At 70.9% G+C, this 14,417-nt stretch carries 11 protein-coding genes; all 11 read left to right on the forward strand.

All coding sequences use genetic code 11. The features are described 5' to 3' along the window. The first annotated feature begins 290 nt into the window (after positions 1-290). Positions 291-2,141: an ABC transporter ATP-binding protein gene (locus ASF45_RS30205; RefSeq protein ID WP_056672439.1), complete on the forward strand. Its 1,851-nt coding sequence runs from the start codon at positions 291-293 to the stop codon at positions 2,139-2,141. A gap of 91 nt (positions 2,142-2,232) precedes the next feature. Next, positions 2,233-3,039: an SDR family NAD(P)-dependent oxidoreductase gene (locus ASF45_RS30210; protein ID WP_056672441.1), complete on the forward strand. Its 807-nt coding sequence runs from the start codon at positions 2,233-2,235 to the stop codon at positions 3,037-3,039. Positions 3,040-3,049: 10 nt separating this feature from the next. After that, positions 3,050-4,231: an acyl-CoA dehydrogenase family protein gene (locus ASF45_RS30215; protein ID WP_056672444.1), complete on the forward strand. Its 1,182-nt coding sequence runs from the start codon at positions 3,050-3,052 to the stop codon at positions 4,229-4,231. Between the two features lie 13 nt (positions 4,232-4,244). Further along, positions 4,245-5,360 carry an acyl-CoA dehydrogenase family protein gene (locus ASF45_RS30220; RefSeq protein WP_056672446.1) on the forward strand — a complete coding sequence of 372 codons (1,116 nt, stop codon included), beginning with the start codon at positions 4,245-4,247 and terminating at the stop codon, positions 5,358-5,360. 74 nt (positions 5,361-5,434) lie between these two features. Next, positions 5,435-6,391 (forward strand): MoxR family ATPase, encoded by a 957-nt coding sequence (locus tag ASF45_RS30225; RefSeq protein WP_056672448.1) that lies wholly within the window; start codon positions 5,435-5,437, stop codon positions 6,389-6,391. Continuing rightward, a complete protein-coding gene (locus tag ASF45_RS30230) occupies positions 6,391-7,725 on the forward strand; it encodes a VWA domain-containing protein (protein WP_056672450.1) in 1,335 nt (444 codons plus the stop codon). The genes ASF45_RS30225 and ASF45_RS30230 overlap by 1 nt, the downstream gene beginning before the upstream one ends. Positions 7,726-8,440: 715 nt before the next feature. Continuing rightward, the gene (locus ASF45_RS30235) at positions 8,441-9,508 is read left to right on the forward strand and encodes a phosphotransferase (RefSeq protein WP_056672453.1); all 1,068 of its coding nucleotides are present in this window, start codon (positions 8,441-8,443) and stop codon (positions 9,506-9,508) included. A gap of 24 nt (positions 9,509-9,532) precedes the next feature. Then, complete coding sequence (locus ASF45_RS30240; RefSeq protein ID WP_056672455.1) at positions 9,533-10,405, forward strand: MaoC/PaaZ C-terminal domain-containing protein; 873 nt, start codon at positions 9,533-9,535, stop codon at positions 10,403-10,405. 20 nt (positions 10,406-10,425) lie between these two features. Continuing rightward, a complete protein-coding gene (locus ASF45_RS30245; RefSeq protein WP_056672458.1) occupies positions 10,426-11,256 on the forward strand; it encodes an enoyl-CoA hydratase in 831 nt (276 codons plus the stop codon). 1 nt (position 11,257) lies between these two features. After that, positions 11,258-12,967 carry a class I adenylate-forming enzyme family protein gene (locus ASF45_RS30250; protein ID WP_056672460.1) on the forward strand — a complete coding sequence of 570 codons (1,710 nt, stop codon included), beginning with the start codon at positions 11,258-11,260 and terminating at the stop codon, positions 12,965-12,967. Next, a complete protein-coding gene (locus ASF45_RS30255) occupies positions 12,964-14,415 on the forward strand; it encodes an MATE family efflux transporter (protein WP_056672462.1) in 1,452 nt (483 codons plus the stop codon). Before ASF45_RS30250 ends, ASF45_RS30255 begins: the two co-directional genes overlap by 4 nt. Positions 14,416-14,417: the final 2 nt, after the last annotated feature.

Here is a 14,417-nt window from a genome sequence, read left to right on the forward strand (position 1 = left end):
TAACCAAAGAGAAGGCGGCCCCGGTCCCCACGACCCTCCGCTGGCGCTCCGGGCAACCTGCGGTGCTCGCGGCCTGGGCGCATTGCACAACTCGCACCACTCACTGCGTTCGTTCAGCTCGAACAAGTGCAATGAGTCAGATGTTGAAGCGCGAGGTTCCCCGCGCCGCCCAGGCCACTGCGCTCCTCGGCGTGGGCACAGGGGTGGGAGCGGGGTCACACACGGGCCATCGCTGCGCTCGGCCGCGCTTCTGTTCGCCCTGCGGGCAACTCGTTGTGAGGACCATTGATATGCCACCCATCCTGCAAGTCCAGGGCCTCACCACCCGCTTCCAGACCGAGCGCGGCCTGTTCACCGCCGTCGACGACGTCTCGTTCGACGTGCATGCCGGCCAGACCCTGGCCCTGGTCGGCGAGTCCGGCTCCGGCAAGAGCGTGACGGCCATGTCCATCATGCGGCTGATCCCCGAGCCGCCCGGCCGCATCGAGGCCGGCCAGGTGCTGTTCGACGGAAAGGACCTGCTGAAGCTCAGCGAGCCGCAAATGCGCCAGGTGCGCGGCAACCGCATCGCGATGATCTTCCAGGAGCCCATGACCAGCCTGAACCCCTCGCTGACCATCGGCTTCCAGATCGCCGAGGCGCTGGTGCTGCACCGCGGCCTGGACCGCGCCGCTGCCGAGGCCGAGACCATCCGCCTGCTGGAAAAGGTGCGCATCCCAGCCGCCAGGACGCGCTTCGGCGAGCACCCGCACCGTTTCTCGGGCGGCATGCGCCAGCGCGTCATGATCGCCATGGCGCTGGCCTGCCGGCCCCAACTGCTGATCGCAGACGAACCCACGACAGCGCTGGACGTGACCATCCAGGCCCAGATCCTGGAGCTCATCAAGACCCTGCAGGCCGAGGAGGGCATGGCCGTGCTGTTCATCACGCACGACATGGGCGTGGTGGCCGAGATCGCCGACCGCACGGTGGTCATGTACAACGGCAAGGCGGTCGAGAGCAGCAGCACCCAGGACATCTTTGCGCGCGCCGAACACCCCTACACGCGCTCGCTGCTGTCGGCCGTGCCGCGCCTGGGCGCGATGCACGGGCGTGCACGGCCCATGCGCTTTCCGGTGGTGGACCGGGCCACGGGCCTGAGCGACGTGCCTACCGAGGTGGCCGACACCGTGGCCACTGGCGTGCCGCCGGTGCTGGAGGTGCGCCAGCTCACCACGCGCTTCGAGGTGCGTGGCGGCATGCTGGGCCAGGTCACGGGCCGCGTGCACGCGGTGGAGAACGTGTCGTTCAGCCTGCAGCCCGGCGAGACGCTGGCGCTGGTCGGCGAATCGGGCTGCGGCAAGACCAGCACGGGCCGCTCCATCCTGCGGCTGGATGAGCCCGTGGCCGGCGAGATCCTGCTCGACGGACAGGACCTGCTCAAGCTGCCCAAGTCCGCCCTGCGCGAGCAGCGCCGCCACATGCAGATGATCTTCCAGGACCCGTACGCCAGCCTGAACCCGCGCATGAAGATCGGCGAGGCCATCGCCGAGCCGCTGCTGATCCATGGCCTGGCCACGCCCGCCGAGGCCCAGGCCCAGGTGGCCGAACTGCTGCGCCGTGTGGGCCTGGCCCCCGACATGGCCAGCCGTTACCCGCACGAGTTCTCGGGCGGCCAGCGCCAGCGCATCTGCATCGCGCGCGCGCTCGCGCTCAAGCCGCGGCTGATCGTGGCCGACGAATCCGTCTCCGCCCTCGACGTGTCGGTCAAGGCCCAGGTCATCAACCTGATGCTGGAGCTGCAGGAGCAGATGGGCCTGGCCTACCTGTTCATCTCGCACGACATGGCCGTGGTCGAGCGCATCGCCCACCGCGTGGCCGTGATGTACCTGGGCGAGATCGTCGAGATCGGCCCGCGCGAGGAGGTCTTCGGCAACCCGCAGCACCCCTACACCAAGCGGCTGCTGGCCGCCGTGCCGATCGCCGACCCGGCGCGCCGGTTGCAAAAGCGCCCGGTGGCCAACGACGAGATCAGGAGCCCCATGCGGCCCGTCAGCTACGTGCCGCCGCAGCGCCAGGTGCGCGCCGTGGGCCAGCGCCACTCCGTGATGGAGTGGGACGACAGCTGGGAGAAGGCCCTGCCCGCAGCGCAGCCCGCATGAGGGCTGGCCCTTCTGTCGCGCAAGTGATCGCAGGCGCCGCGCCGCTTTGGCACGCTGGCCCTCCCATTCCAACACCACGAGGACAAGCCATATGGCGGAACAACTGAGCGGCAAGGTCGCCATCATCACGGGCGCCGGCTCGGGCATCGGCCGCGCTGCGGCGCTGCGCTTCGCCGCCGAGGGCGCGCGGCTCGTGCTGGGCGACAAGACCGAGGCCGTGCACGCCACCGCGCGCGCCGTGCAGGAGGCCGGCGGCCAGGCCGTGGCGCTGCAGATCGACGCAGGCCTGGAGCCCGACGTGGCCCGGCTCGTGGCCGCCGCGCAGCAGCAGTACGGCCAGCTCGACGTGGCTTTCGCCAACGCCGGCATCTCGGGCGGCCGCGCCGGCATCTTCGAGCTGACACCCGAGGCCTGGACCGAGGTGCTGCGCGTGAACCTGATCGGCCCCTGGCTCATGGTCAAGCACGCCGGCAAGGCCCTGGCTGAAGCGGGCCGCGGCGGCTCCATCATCTGCACGGCCTCGGTGGCCGGCATCCGCTCGGGTGCGGGCGGGCCGGCGTATTCGGCGTCGAAGGCCGGCGTGATCAACCTGGTCATGGTCTCGGCCCAGCAGCTGTGCGAGAGCAATGTGCGCGTCAACGCCATCTGCCCGGGCCTGACCGAGACCGGCATGACCCAGCCCACCTTCGACTACGCGCGCGAGAAGGGCGTGGACCACAAGCTCGGCCGCCTGAACCCGCTGCGCCGCGCCGCCCAGCCCGAAGAGCTGGCGCAGGTCGCGCTGTTCCTCGCGTCCGACCAGAGCAGCTATGTGAACGGCCAGGCCATCGCGGTGGACGGCGGGCTGTCGAGCTCGCACCCCGTCACGCGGCAGCTGCCCGGCCAGACCGCCGTCTGAGGAAACCCCCATGGACCTGAACTACTCCCCCGAAGAACTGGCCTTTCGCGACGAGGTGCGCGGCTGGCTGGACGCCAACCTGCCCGCCGACATCCGCGACAAGGTCACGCACTACAAGGGCCTGTCCAAGGACGACATCCTGCGCTGGCACCGCATCCTGGCCGCCAAGGGCTGGGCCGTGCCGCACTGGCCCGTGGAGTGGGGCGGCACGGGCTGGAACACCACGCAGCGCTACCTCTACGACGAGCAGTTCGGCCTGGCCGGCGCGCCCGCGCTGCCGCCTTTCGGGCCCAGCATGTGCGCCTCGGTGCTGCTCAAGTTCGGCACGCCGCAGCAGAAGGAGCGCTTCCTGCCACGCATCCGCGAGGGGCAGGACTTCTGGGTGCAGGGCTACTCGGAACCCGGCGCCGGCTCGGACCTGGCCGCGCTCAAGACGCGCGCCGTGCGCGACGGCGACGTCTACCGCGTCACAGGCCAGAAGATCTGGACCACGCTGGGCCATTTCGGCGACTGGATCTTCTGCCTGGTGCGCACCGACGCCACGGCCGAGAAGCGCCAGGAAGGCATCAGCTTCCTGCTCATCGACATGCAGACACCCGGCATCACGGTGCGCCCGCTGATCCTCATGGACGGCGGCCACGAGGTCAACGAGGTGTTCTTCGACGACGTGGTGGTGCCGGTGGAGAACCTCGTGCACGAGGAGAACCGCGGCTGGACCGTCGCCAAGTACCTGCTGGGCCACGAGCGCATGGGCTCGGGAAACGTGGGCGGTTCGCGCCGCGAACTGGCCGCGCTCAAGGCCCTGGCCCGGCGCGAGCAGAAAGACGGCAAGCCGCTCATGGCCGACCCGCGTTTCCGCGACCGGCTCTCGCGCGTGGAGATCGAGCTCGACGCGCTGGAACTGACCTCGATGCGCTTTCTGGACAAGATGCGCCGCAGCGGCCAGCCGCCCGGCGCCGACGTGTCCATGCTCAAGATCCGCGGCACCGAGGTGCAGCAGATGATCACCGAGCTCATGATGCAGGCCGCCGGCCCCACGGCCCAGCTGTTCCAGGCGGAGGAGGGCGGCGCCATCGACCACGTGACCTCGCGCCTGGCGCCGCGCTACTTCAACTACCGCAAGGCCAGCATCTACGCCGGCTCCAACGAGATCCAGCGCAACATCATCGCCAAGATGACCCTCGGGCTGTGAGCGGGAACACGACATGAACTTCGAACTCAGCGACGAACAACAGCAGCTTTCCGAGTCGGTCCGCAAGTACCTCGCCAGCCACTACGGCTTCGAGCAGCGCAAGGCCGTGATCGCGTCTCCGCAGGGGCAGAGCGATGCCGCCTGGCACGCCTTCGCCGAGATGGGCCTCACGGCCATCGCACTGCCCGAGGCCGATGGCGGTTTCGGCGGTGGTGCGGTGGACCTGATGCCCGTCATGGAAGCCTTCGGCGAGGCGCTCGTGGTCGAGCCCCTGCTCGACGGCATCGTGGCCGGCCGCCTGGTGGCGCGCACGGGCAGCGCGGCGCAGCGTGCAGCCCTGCTGCCGGGCCTGGCCGACGGCTCGGCCGCGCTGTCCCTGGCTTACCTGGAGCCGGGCCGCCGCTACGCGCAGGTGCCAGCGACCACCGCCGCGCGCAGCAGTGGCGCAGGCTGGGTGCTGGACGGCGCCAAGAGCGTGGTGGTCGGCGCGGCCAGCGCGGCGCGCCTCATCGTCTCGGCCCGCACCCAGGGCGGCACCAGCCTGTTCGTGATCGACCCGCGTGCGGCCGGTGTCACGCTGAACCCCAGCCGCACGGTGGATGGCCGGCGCGTGGCCGACGTGGCCTTTCGCTCCGTGCAACTCGGCGCCGACGCGCTGCTGGGAGCACAGGGCACGGCCCAGCCACAGCTTGACGAAGCCCTGGACTTCGCCTGCGCGCTGCAGTGCGCCGACGCCATCGGCGCCATGCGCTACGCCCACGAGGCCACGCTGGAGTACACCAAGACGCGCAAGCAGTTCGGTACGCCCATCGCCTCGTTCCAGGTGCTGCAGCACCGCATGGTCGAGATGCTGATCACGCTGGAGCAGGCCCGCTCCATGGCCATCCTGGCCGCGGCGCGTGTCGACGGCGCTGTCGATGCCGACCAGCGCCGCCGCGCGGTGTCGGCCGCCAAGGTCAAGATCGCCGACGCGGCCCGGCTCATCAGCCAGGAGTCCGTGCAGCTGCACGGCGGCATGGGCATGACCGAGGAGCTCAAGGTCTCGCACACGTTCCGCCGCCTGACCACGGCCGGCCAGCGCTTCGGCGACGCAGACCACCACCTGGAGCGCTTCGCTTCCCTCGACTGAACCCGAGGAAAACCCTTGGTGCTGCTGTCTCGCCCTGGACTGCCGGCGCGCAGCAGCCCTTCCATACTGGCCGGATGAACGCAGCACTCCCCCCCAGCACGCCAGCGGGCCTCGCGTCCGTCGACAGCGTCACCGCCCTGCTCGAACGCGTGGGCTACATCGCCTCGCGCCCCATCGCCACCGCGCTCTACCTGGCCCACCACCTGCGCAAGCCGGTGCTGATCGAAGGCCCGGCCGGCGTGGGCAAGACCGAGCTGGCGGTTTCGGCCGCGCGCGCCCTGCAGTTCGAACTGCTGCGCCTGCAGTGCTACGAGGGTCTGGACGACAGCAAGGCGCTGTACGAGTGGAAGTACGGCAAGCAGCTGCTCTACACGCAGATCCTCAAGGAGAAGATCGGCCTGCTGGTGGACGATGCCGACACGCTGTCCAGCGCCTTCGGCAAGCTCGCGGGCTTCCAGGACCTGTTCTTCTCGCGCGACTTCCTGGAGCCGCGCCCGCTGCTGCAAGCCATGGAGCAGCCCGGCGGCAGCGTGCTGCTGATCGACGAGATCGACAAGTCCGAGGAGTCCTTCGAGGCCCTGCTGCTCGAGGTGCTGGCCGACTACCAGGTCACCATCCCCGAGATCGGCACCATCCGCGCCGAGGTGCCGCCGCTGGTCATCCTCACGTCCAACAACACGCGCGAGCTCGGCGACGCGCTCAAGCGCCGCTGCCTGCACCTGCACATCGGTTTTCCGGACGCGGCGCTGGAGCAGCGCGTGCTGCGCGCACGCGTGCCCGGCATCCAGGACCAGCTGCTGGCCCAGCTCGTGGCCTTCGTGCAGGCGCTGCGGGCCGACAACATCCGCAAGCCGCCCTCCATCGCCGAATCCGTGGACTGGGCGCGCACGCTGATGCTGTTGCACGCGAGCGTGCTCGACGAGCAGACGGTCCGCGACACGCTGGGCGTGCTGCTCAAGCGCGAGACCGACGTGCGCGAGGTCGAAGGCCGGATCGCCAAGATGACCCAGGCCGCGCTGGCCGCCGGGTGATGGACAGCATCCTCGCCGGCTTCGTGCGTGCGCTGCGGGCCGCGGGGGCCGAGGCGTCCACGGCCGAGACCATCGACGCGGCACGTGCGCTGGCGCTCGTGGGCTATGCCGACCGCACCGGCCTCAAGGCGGCGCTGGGCCTGGTGCTGGCCAAGTCCGAGGACGAGAAGCAGATCCACGACGAGGTCTTCGACCTCTATTTCGGCCGGCCGCAGCCCGTGGCGATGGACCAGGCTCCCGCGCGGCTGCGCACCGGCGACGCGGCAGTCGACGCGCTGCTCGACCTGGCCCAGCCCGGTGCGGACGGGCAGGGCGGCGATGCGCTGGCCGCTGCGCTCGCACGCGCTGCCGCGAGCGCCGGCGTGGACGAGATCCGCTTCGCCACGCAGACCGGCTACTACGCGCGCCAGACGCTGGAGGCGCTGGGCATCGCACCGCTCGAGGCCCGGCTGGCCGAACGCCGTGGCGACCCCGAGGCCCAGGCCGAGGTGCAGGCCCTGGAAGCCGCGCGCGACCAGCTGCGCCGCCAGGCCCGCGCCGTCGTGCAGCAGCGCTACGCCATCTTCGGCAAGCCCGCCACCGAGGCCTTCATGACCGAGGTGGTCGTCACGCGCGCACTGGGCCGCATGGCACCGGCAGAGATGGAGCGCATGAAGGCGGCCGTCGCCCGCATGGCGCGCAAGCTCGCGGCGCGCCACGCCCGCCGCCAGCGCGTGGAGCTGCGCGGCCAGCTGGACCTGCGCCGCACCATGCGCGCGAACGCCGGCCACGACGGCGTGCCCATCACCTTGGCCTTCAAGCACCGCCGCCGCGACAAGCCACGCATCGTCGCGGTCTGCGACGTTTCGGGCTCGGTGGCGTCCCATGTGCGCTTCCTGCTGCTGTTCCTCTACGCGCTGCACGACGCGGTGGGCGACCTGCGCAGCTTCGCGTTTTCCAACCGCCTCCAGGACGTGGCCGAGCCGCTGGAAAAGCTGCCCTTCGACGACGCGATGGCGCTGATCCTCAAGGAGGTCGGCAACGGCTCCACCGACTACGGCCAGGCCTGGGTCGACCTGCACGACCGGCACTGGGACGCCATCGACCGCCGCACCACCGTGATCGTGCTCGGCGACGGCCGCAGCAACGGTGCCGATCCGCGGCTGGACCTGTTCGCCGAATTGGCCGGCCGCGCCAAGCGCGTGGTCTGGCTCTGCCCTGAGGCCGAGGGCCGCTGGGGCACGGGCGACAGCGCGATGCTGCGCTACCGGCCCTACTGCACCAGCATGTCGCACTGCGCGACGGCGGCGGATCTGGAGCGAACCCTGGATGAGGCCCTGGAGGCCTACCACTGATGGCGCCGCCGCCCGCAACCCGAGGCCGAGCGAAGCAATGGCCCGAACCTCAGGCCGAGCGCAGCGATGGCCCGAATGGGACTGTCCCCTGTGCCCCTGCCGAGGAGCGCAGCGCCAGGGGCTGCGCAAGGGCACCTTGCGCTTCAATAACTGACTCATTGCGCTTGTTCGAGCTGAGTGAACGCAGTGAACGGTGCGAGTTGCGCAATGCAGCCCATGGCGCGAGCACCGCAGGTTGCCCGGAGCGCAGCGGAGGGACAGGGGCACCGGGGTCGCCTTCTCTTTGCTTACTTTCTCTTGGCGAAGCAAGAGAAAGTAAGTCGGGGTGTGGGGGTGAAGCCCCCACCTCCTCACCTCGATCAGACGTCGTGTTTCCTGCTGGCGCCAGAGGCCGGGATGTGCGCCCGGCAGCGCAGTCACTTTCTTTCGTTTCGCCGAAAGAAAGTAACCAAAGAAAGGGCGGCCCCGGTCCCCACGACCCTCCGCTGGCGCTCCGGCCAACCTGCGGTGCTCGCGGCCTGGGCGCATCGTGCAACTCGCTGCGTTCGCTGCGCTCTCTCCGCTCAGACAAGCACGATGAGTCAGATGTTGAAGCGCGAGGTTCCCCGCGCCGCCCAGTCCACTGCGCTCCTCGGCGTGGGCACAGGGGCCCCGGGAGCGGGGTCACAGCCGGCCCATCGCTGCGCTCGGCCCCGGCCCTTCATGGACAACCGACATGACTGAAACCTCATCCACTCCCCACGGCTTCGACGAAGCCGCACTGCACCGCTGGCTGACCCAGAACGTCCAAGGCTTCACCGGCCCCATGACCGTCAGCAAGTTCCCCGGCGGCCAGTCCAACCCCACCTACAGCATCGCCACGCCCGGCCAGCGCTACGTGATGCGCGCCAAGCCCGGCCCCGCGGCCAAGCTGCTGCCCAGCGCGCACGCGGTGGAGCGCGAGTACACCGTGATGCAGGCCCTGCACGGCAGCGGCGTGCCCGTGGCGCGCATGCTGGCCCTGTGCAGCGACGAATCCGTGATCGGCCGCGTGTTCTTCATCATGGAGCATGTGGAAGGCCGCGTGCTCTGGGATCCGGCCCTGCCCGGCATGGCGCCCGCCGAGCGTGCCGCCCACTACGCCGAGATGAACCGCGTGATCGCCGCGCTGCACCGCGTGCCCTTCGCCGAACGTGGCCTGGCAGGCTACGGCAAGCCCGGCAACTACCTGGAGCGCCAGATCGGCCGCTGGGGCAAGCAGTACCAGGCCTCGATCACGCAGCCCATCCCCGAGATGGACGCGCTGCTGGCCTGGCTGCCGCTGAACATCCCGGCCAGCGGCCGCGACGACAAGGCCTGCATCGTGCACGGCGACTACCGGCTCGACAACATGATCTTCCACCCCAGCGAGCCACGCGTGCTGGCCGTGCTGGACTGGGAGCTCTCCACGCTGGGCCACCCGCTCGCGGACTTCAGCTACCACTGCATGGTCTGGCATGTGGAGCCGTCCACGCAGCGCGGCCTGGAAGGGCTGGACCTGGCGGCGCTGGGCATCCCCTCGCTGGACGCCTACATGGCCATGTACTGCGCCAACAGCGGCCTGAGCACGCCCGCGGTGCTGCGCCAGGACTGGTCGTTCTACATGGCCTACAACCTGTTCCGCCTGGCGGCCATCGCCCAGGGCATCGCCAAGCGCGTGGAGGCCGGCACGGCGTCCAGCGCCCAGGCCAAGGCGGCCGGCGCCAGCGCCGCGCCGCGCGCGCGGCGTGCCTGGCAATGGGCGCAACAGGCACAACAAGCCTGAACGCATTCCGAAGGAGACAAGCCCATGCCCACCTACCGCCCGCGCGCGCTGCTGCCCGACGACCAACCCGGCCCCTGGAGCGATCCCGTCTCCATCGCCTACGCGCAGCGCGACGTGCTGCTGTACGCCGTGGGCATCGGCTGCAGCGACCTGCGCCATGTCTACGAGCAGCATCCGCAGTTCGCCGTGTTCCCCACCTTCGCGATCCGCTGGGGCGCGGCCGGCCTCAAGCTCGACACCGATGCCATCCCGAACTCGCCGGGCCCGCTCATGCTGGACGCCGAGCGTTACCTGGAACAGCTGGCGCCGCTGCCCACCGAGGGCACCGTGCAGGTGCGCGCGCGGCTGCTGTCCGTGCATCCGCGCCCGCGCGGCGCGGCCTTCGCCGAGGTCGAGGCCGAGGTCATCGATGCCAGCGGACGGGTCTGCGTGCGCATGGTCAGCGGCTCGTTCCGGCGCGGCGTGGCGGCGCTGGGCGACATCGAGCCCTTCGAGGGCGCCGGCATCGCGCGCTCGACCAAGCGCACCATGCCCGAGCGCGCGCCCGACCTCGATCTGTCGGTGGACATCCCGGCCAACCAGGCCCACATCTACCGGCTCTCGGGTGACTACAACCCGCTGCACATCGCGCCCGAGGCGGCCCGGTTCGGCGGCTTCGAGCAGCCCATCCTGCATGGCCTGTGCACCTATGGCCACTGCGGCCAGCTGCTGCTGGGCGCGCTGTGTGGCGGCGACGCGGCGCGCTTCCATGCGCTCGGCCTGCGCTTTTCCTCACCGGTCTACCCGGGCGACCGGCTGCGCATCCTTGGCTGGCACGACGGCCCCGGCCAACTGGTCTTCGAAGGGCGGGTGGGCGACAAGACCGTCGTCTCCAACGCCAGCTTCCGCTACCACTGAAACCCACCAGGAGCCCCTCCATGCCCGAACCCACCGTGATCGATACCGGCACGCCCGACCTGCTGGCCCAACTCGACGCCGGCGTGCTGACGCTGACGCTCAACCGCCCCGACGCGCGCAACGCCATGAGCCGCGCCATGAACACCGCGCTGCAGGAGCAACTGGCGCTGGCCGAGTTCAACCACGCCGTGCGCTGCATCGTGCTGACCGGCGCCGGCAAGGGCTTTTGCGCCGGCGGCGACGTGAAGGGCATGGCCGCCAGCGGCGACGGCACCGTGGGCGCGCAGACCATCGACCAGGCCATCCACCGCCAGCGCGTGAACCAGCGCGCCACGGCCGGCGAGCTGTTCAAGATGCCCAAGCCCACCATCGCCGCGCTGCCCGGTGCGGCGGCCGGCGCCGGCCTGGCAATGGCGCTGGCCTGCGACCTGCGCATCATGGCCAGCACGGCCGTCATGACCACGGCCTTCGCCAAGGTCGGCTTCTCGGGCGACTACGGCGGCAGCTACTTCCTCACGCAGCTGGTGGGCACGGCCAAGGCGCGCGAGCTGTACTTCCTGTCCGAGCGCGTGGGTGCCGACGAGGCGCTGCGCCTGGGCCTGACGAACTGGGTCTGCGCACCCGAGGAACTGGCCGAGCGCACGCGCGCGTTGGCGCTGCGCCTGGCCACCGGCCCCACCGTGGCCTACCGCTACATGAAGGAAAACCTCAACCGCGCGCTGGCCGGCGAGGTCGACGACTGCATGGACCTGGAGGCCACGCACCATGTGCACTGCGGCCAGACCGAGGACCACCGCGAGGCCACCAAGGCCTTCGTCGCCAAGCGCGAACCCGTGTTCAACGGCCGCTGACATGGCCCAGCCGACCACACGCGCCGACGCCATCGCCGCGCTGACCGCGCCCGGCATGCCCTATGCGCTGGAAGAGGCCACCGCGCTGGGCCGCCGCGTGCGCGTGTTCGCCAATGCCCCCGCATCGCTGCGCGCGCTGTACGAAGAGACCGCGAGCGACCTGCCGTTCCTGGTCTACCAGGACGAACGCATGACGTTCCGCGAGGCCTGGCTGGCGGCCAGCCGCATCGGCCATGTGCTGGTGCACGGCTGCGGCGTGCGCCAGGGCGACCGCGTGGCGATCGCCATGCGCAACTACCCCGAGTGGGTGCTGGCCTTCACGGCCATCACCAGCATCGGCGCGGTGGCCGTGGCCATGAACGGCCACTGGCAGGCCGACGAGCTGCTCTACGGCCTGCAGGACAGCGGCGCCAGCGTGGTGCTGGCCGATGCCGAACGCCTGGCCCGTCTCGCCCAGCCCCAGGTGCGCGCGGCGCTGCCGCAACTGCAGTGCCTGGCCGTGCGCACGCCCGAGCTGCCGGCCGGTGTGCGCGCGCTGCAGGCACTGACGGACGCCGCAGGCGAGGTGCCCATGCCCGCGGCCGACATCGCGCCCGACGACTACGCCACCATCCTCTACACCTCGGGCTCGACCGGCCACCCCAAGGGCGTGGTCTCCACCCACCGCAACATCCTGTCGGCCCTGCTGTCCTGGGAGCTCGACCGCGCCGTGGCCGAGAGCATGGCCGGTCTGGAGCCCCCCGCCGTGCCACCGCCTCAGCCCGGAACGCTGCTGGCCATTCCGCTGTTCCATGTGTCGGGGCTGCACGCCTCCTACCTGGTCGGCTACCGCATGCAGCGGCGCATGGTGGCCATGTACCGCTGGGACGCCGAGCAGGCCGCCGAGCTCATCGCGCGCGAACGCCTGACCTCGGTCAACGCGCCCGCCGCGATGACCGGCGATCTGGTCCGCGTGGCCCGGCAGAACAAGCACAGCCTGGCCTCGCTGGTGACCGTGGGCGGCGGCGGCGCGCCACGCGCACCCGAGCAGGTGCGCCAGATCGGCGCAAGCTTCGGCCAGGCCCTGCCCAACACCGGCTGGGGCATGACCGAGACCAACGCCATCGGCACCGGCATCGGCGGCGAGGACTACCTGGCCCGGCCCGCCAGTTCGGGCCGCTGCGCCCAGGTGCTGGAGCTGCGGATCGTCGACGAGACCGGCCAGACCCTGCCGGCGGGCCAGCGCGGCGAACTGCTGGTGCGCGGCACCTCGGTGTTCCCGGGCTACTGGAACCGGCCCGAGGCGAATGCGCGCAGCTTCGTCGACGGCGACTGGTTCCGCACGGGCGACGTGGCCTATCTGGACGAAGAAGGCTTTCTGTTCATCGTCGACCGCATCAAGGACCTGATCATCCGCGGCGGCGAGAACATCGGCTGCGGCCAGGTGGAGGCCGCGCTGCTGCTGCACCCCGACGTGCACGAGGCTGCCGTCTACGCCGTGCCCGACGAGCGCATGGGCGAGGAGGTGGGCGCCACGGTGTACGGCGCGCCGGGCCTGGACGCAGAGGCCCTGCGCGACTTTCTGGCCCAGCACCTGGCGCGGTTCGAGATCCCGCGCTACATCCGGGTGGCGCCCGGGCCGCTGCCGCGCACGCCGTCCGGCAAGATCCTCAAGCGCCAGATCCGGCAGGCAGCGCTGGCGGAACACCCGGGCCACGCCGCCAGCGTGTGAGCGCCCCCGTCACCGCGTCCAGTCACAGCCTGGCCAGCCGCTTCGTCGCCGGGCCGATCGCGCCCACGCTGATGCGTTTTGCGCTGCCGCTGCTGGCCACCAACCTGCTGCACGCGGCGACCGGCACCTGGGCGGCGGTGTGGGTCGGCCAGCTGCTGGGCGCCAGCGCGCTGCCGGCCGTGGCCACCGCCGCCGTGCTGCTGTTCATGCTGATGGGCGCGGTGATGGGCATGGGCACGGCTGCCGGCGTGGCCATCGGCCAGTCGCTGGGGGCGGGCGACCTGCATGCCGTCAAGCGCGTGGCGGGCTGCGCGCTGGCCTTCGTCACCGGCTTTTCGCTCATCGTCGCGGCAGCGGGCTGGGTGCTGGCGCCGCTGCTGATCGACGCGCTGGGCACACCTGCCGAGGTGCGCACCTACGCGGTCGTGCACCTGCGCTTCACCTGTCTGTCGATGCCGGCCATCTTCGTCTACCTGGTGTTGGTCATGATGCTGCGCGGCAGCGGCGATGCGCGCACGCCGTTCCGCTTCACGCTGGTCTGGATCGGCCTGTCGCTGCTGCTGGTGCCAGTGCTGCTGCGCGCCTTCGGCATCGCGGGCGTGGGCCTGGCCAACCTGCTCAGCGCAGGCACCGCGCTGGCGGCGCTGCTGCGCACCATCTACCGCCGCCGCCTGCCCATCGCGCTGCATGGCGACGACATCCGCCACCTGCGGCCCGAGCGCGCGCTGCTGCTGCTCATGCTGCGCCGCGGCGTGCCGATGGCGCTGGAATCCATCGTCACGCAGGGCGCCTACTTCGCGCTGCTGGGCCTGGTCAACCGCTACGGCGCCGCCACGGCCGCGGCCTACGCGGGCGCGGCCCAGCTCTGGACCTATGTGCAGGTGCCCGGCAACGCGCTGGCCGCCTCCATGTCGGCGATGGCCGCCATGAACATCGGCGCGGGCCGCTGGCCGCGCGTGGAGCAGATCGCGCTGCGCGGCTGCCTGGCCAGCCTGGCCGTCTCGACCACAGCCACGCTGCTGATCTACGCGCTGGGCGCGGCCTTCGACGACCTGCCGCTGCGCCTGTTCATCCGCGACGGCGATGCGGATGGCGAGGTGCTGGCGCAGGCGCGCCGCATCAACTTCATCGCGCTGTGGGGCTGGATCGCGCTGTCCATCACCATGGGCCTGTTCGCCGTGGTGCGCGCCAACGGGGCCATGCTGGCGCCGACGCTGGTCTTCGTGGTCACGATGTGGCTGTTCCGTGTGCCGTTCGCGGTGTGGCTGGAACCCTGGCTGGGCAGCGCGGCGATCTGGTGGAGCTTTCCGTTCGGCAGCATCACCTCGGCGCTGCTGGCTTGGGCCTATTTCCGCTGGGGCGGCTGGCGGCGCAGGCCGCTGATGCTGAGTCCTCTGGCCAGCACGGCGGCGGCCGCCGCCGCGGCCGATACGCACTTCGGCGAGTAGCC

The organism is Pseudorhodoferax sp. Leaf265, from assembly GCF_001422365.1.
GTDB lineage: Bacteria > Pseudomonadota > Gammaproteobacteria > Burkholderiales > Burkholderiaceae_C > Pseudorhodoferax.

Excerpts from the sequence above, each read along its gene's own strand:
- ASF45_RS30205 (WP_056672439.1), top strand. The coding sequence starts at position 291 with ATGCCACCCATCCTGCAAGTCCAGGGCCTCACCACCCGCTTCCAGACC.
- ASF45_RS30210 (WP_056672441.1), top strand. The coding sequence starts at position 2,233 with ATGGCGGAACAACTGAGCGGCAAGGTCGCCATCATCACGGGCGCCGGC.
- ASF45_RS30215 (WP_056672444.1), top strand. The coding sequence starts at position 3,050 with ATGGACCTGAACTACTCCCCCGAAGAACTGGCCTTTCGCGACGAGGTG.
- ASF45_RS30220 (WP_056672446.1), top strand. The coding sequence starts at position 4,245 with ATGAACTTCGAACTCAGCGACGAACAACAGCAGCTTTCCGAGTCGGTC.
- ASF45_RS30225 (WP_056672448.1), top strand. The coding sequence starts at position 5,435 with ATGAACGCAGCACTCCCCCCCAGCACGCCAGCGGGCCTCGCGTCCGTC.
- ASF45_RS30230 (WP_056672450.1), top strand. The coding sequence starts at position 6,391 with ATGGACAGCATCCTCGCCGGCTTCGTGCGTGCGCTGCGGGCCGCGGGG.
- ASF45_RS30235 (WP_056672453.1), top strand. The coding sequence starts at position 8,441 with ATGACTGAAACCTCATCCACTCCCCACGGCTTCGACGAAGCCGCACTG.
- ASF45_RS30240 (WP_056672455.1), top strand. The coding sequence starts at position 9,533 with ATGCCCACCTACCGCCCGCGCGCGCTGCTGCCCGACGACCAACCCGGC.
- ASF45_RS30245 (WP_056672458.1), top strand. The coding sequence starts at position 10,426 with ATGCCCGAACCCACCGTGATCGATACCGGCACGCCCGACCTGCTGGCC.
- ASF45_RS30250 (WP_056672460.1), top strand. The coding sequence starts at position 11,258 with ATGGCCCAGCCGACCACACGCGCCGACGCCATCGCCGCGCTGACCGCG.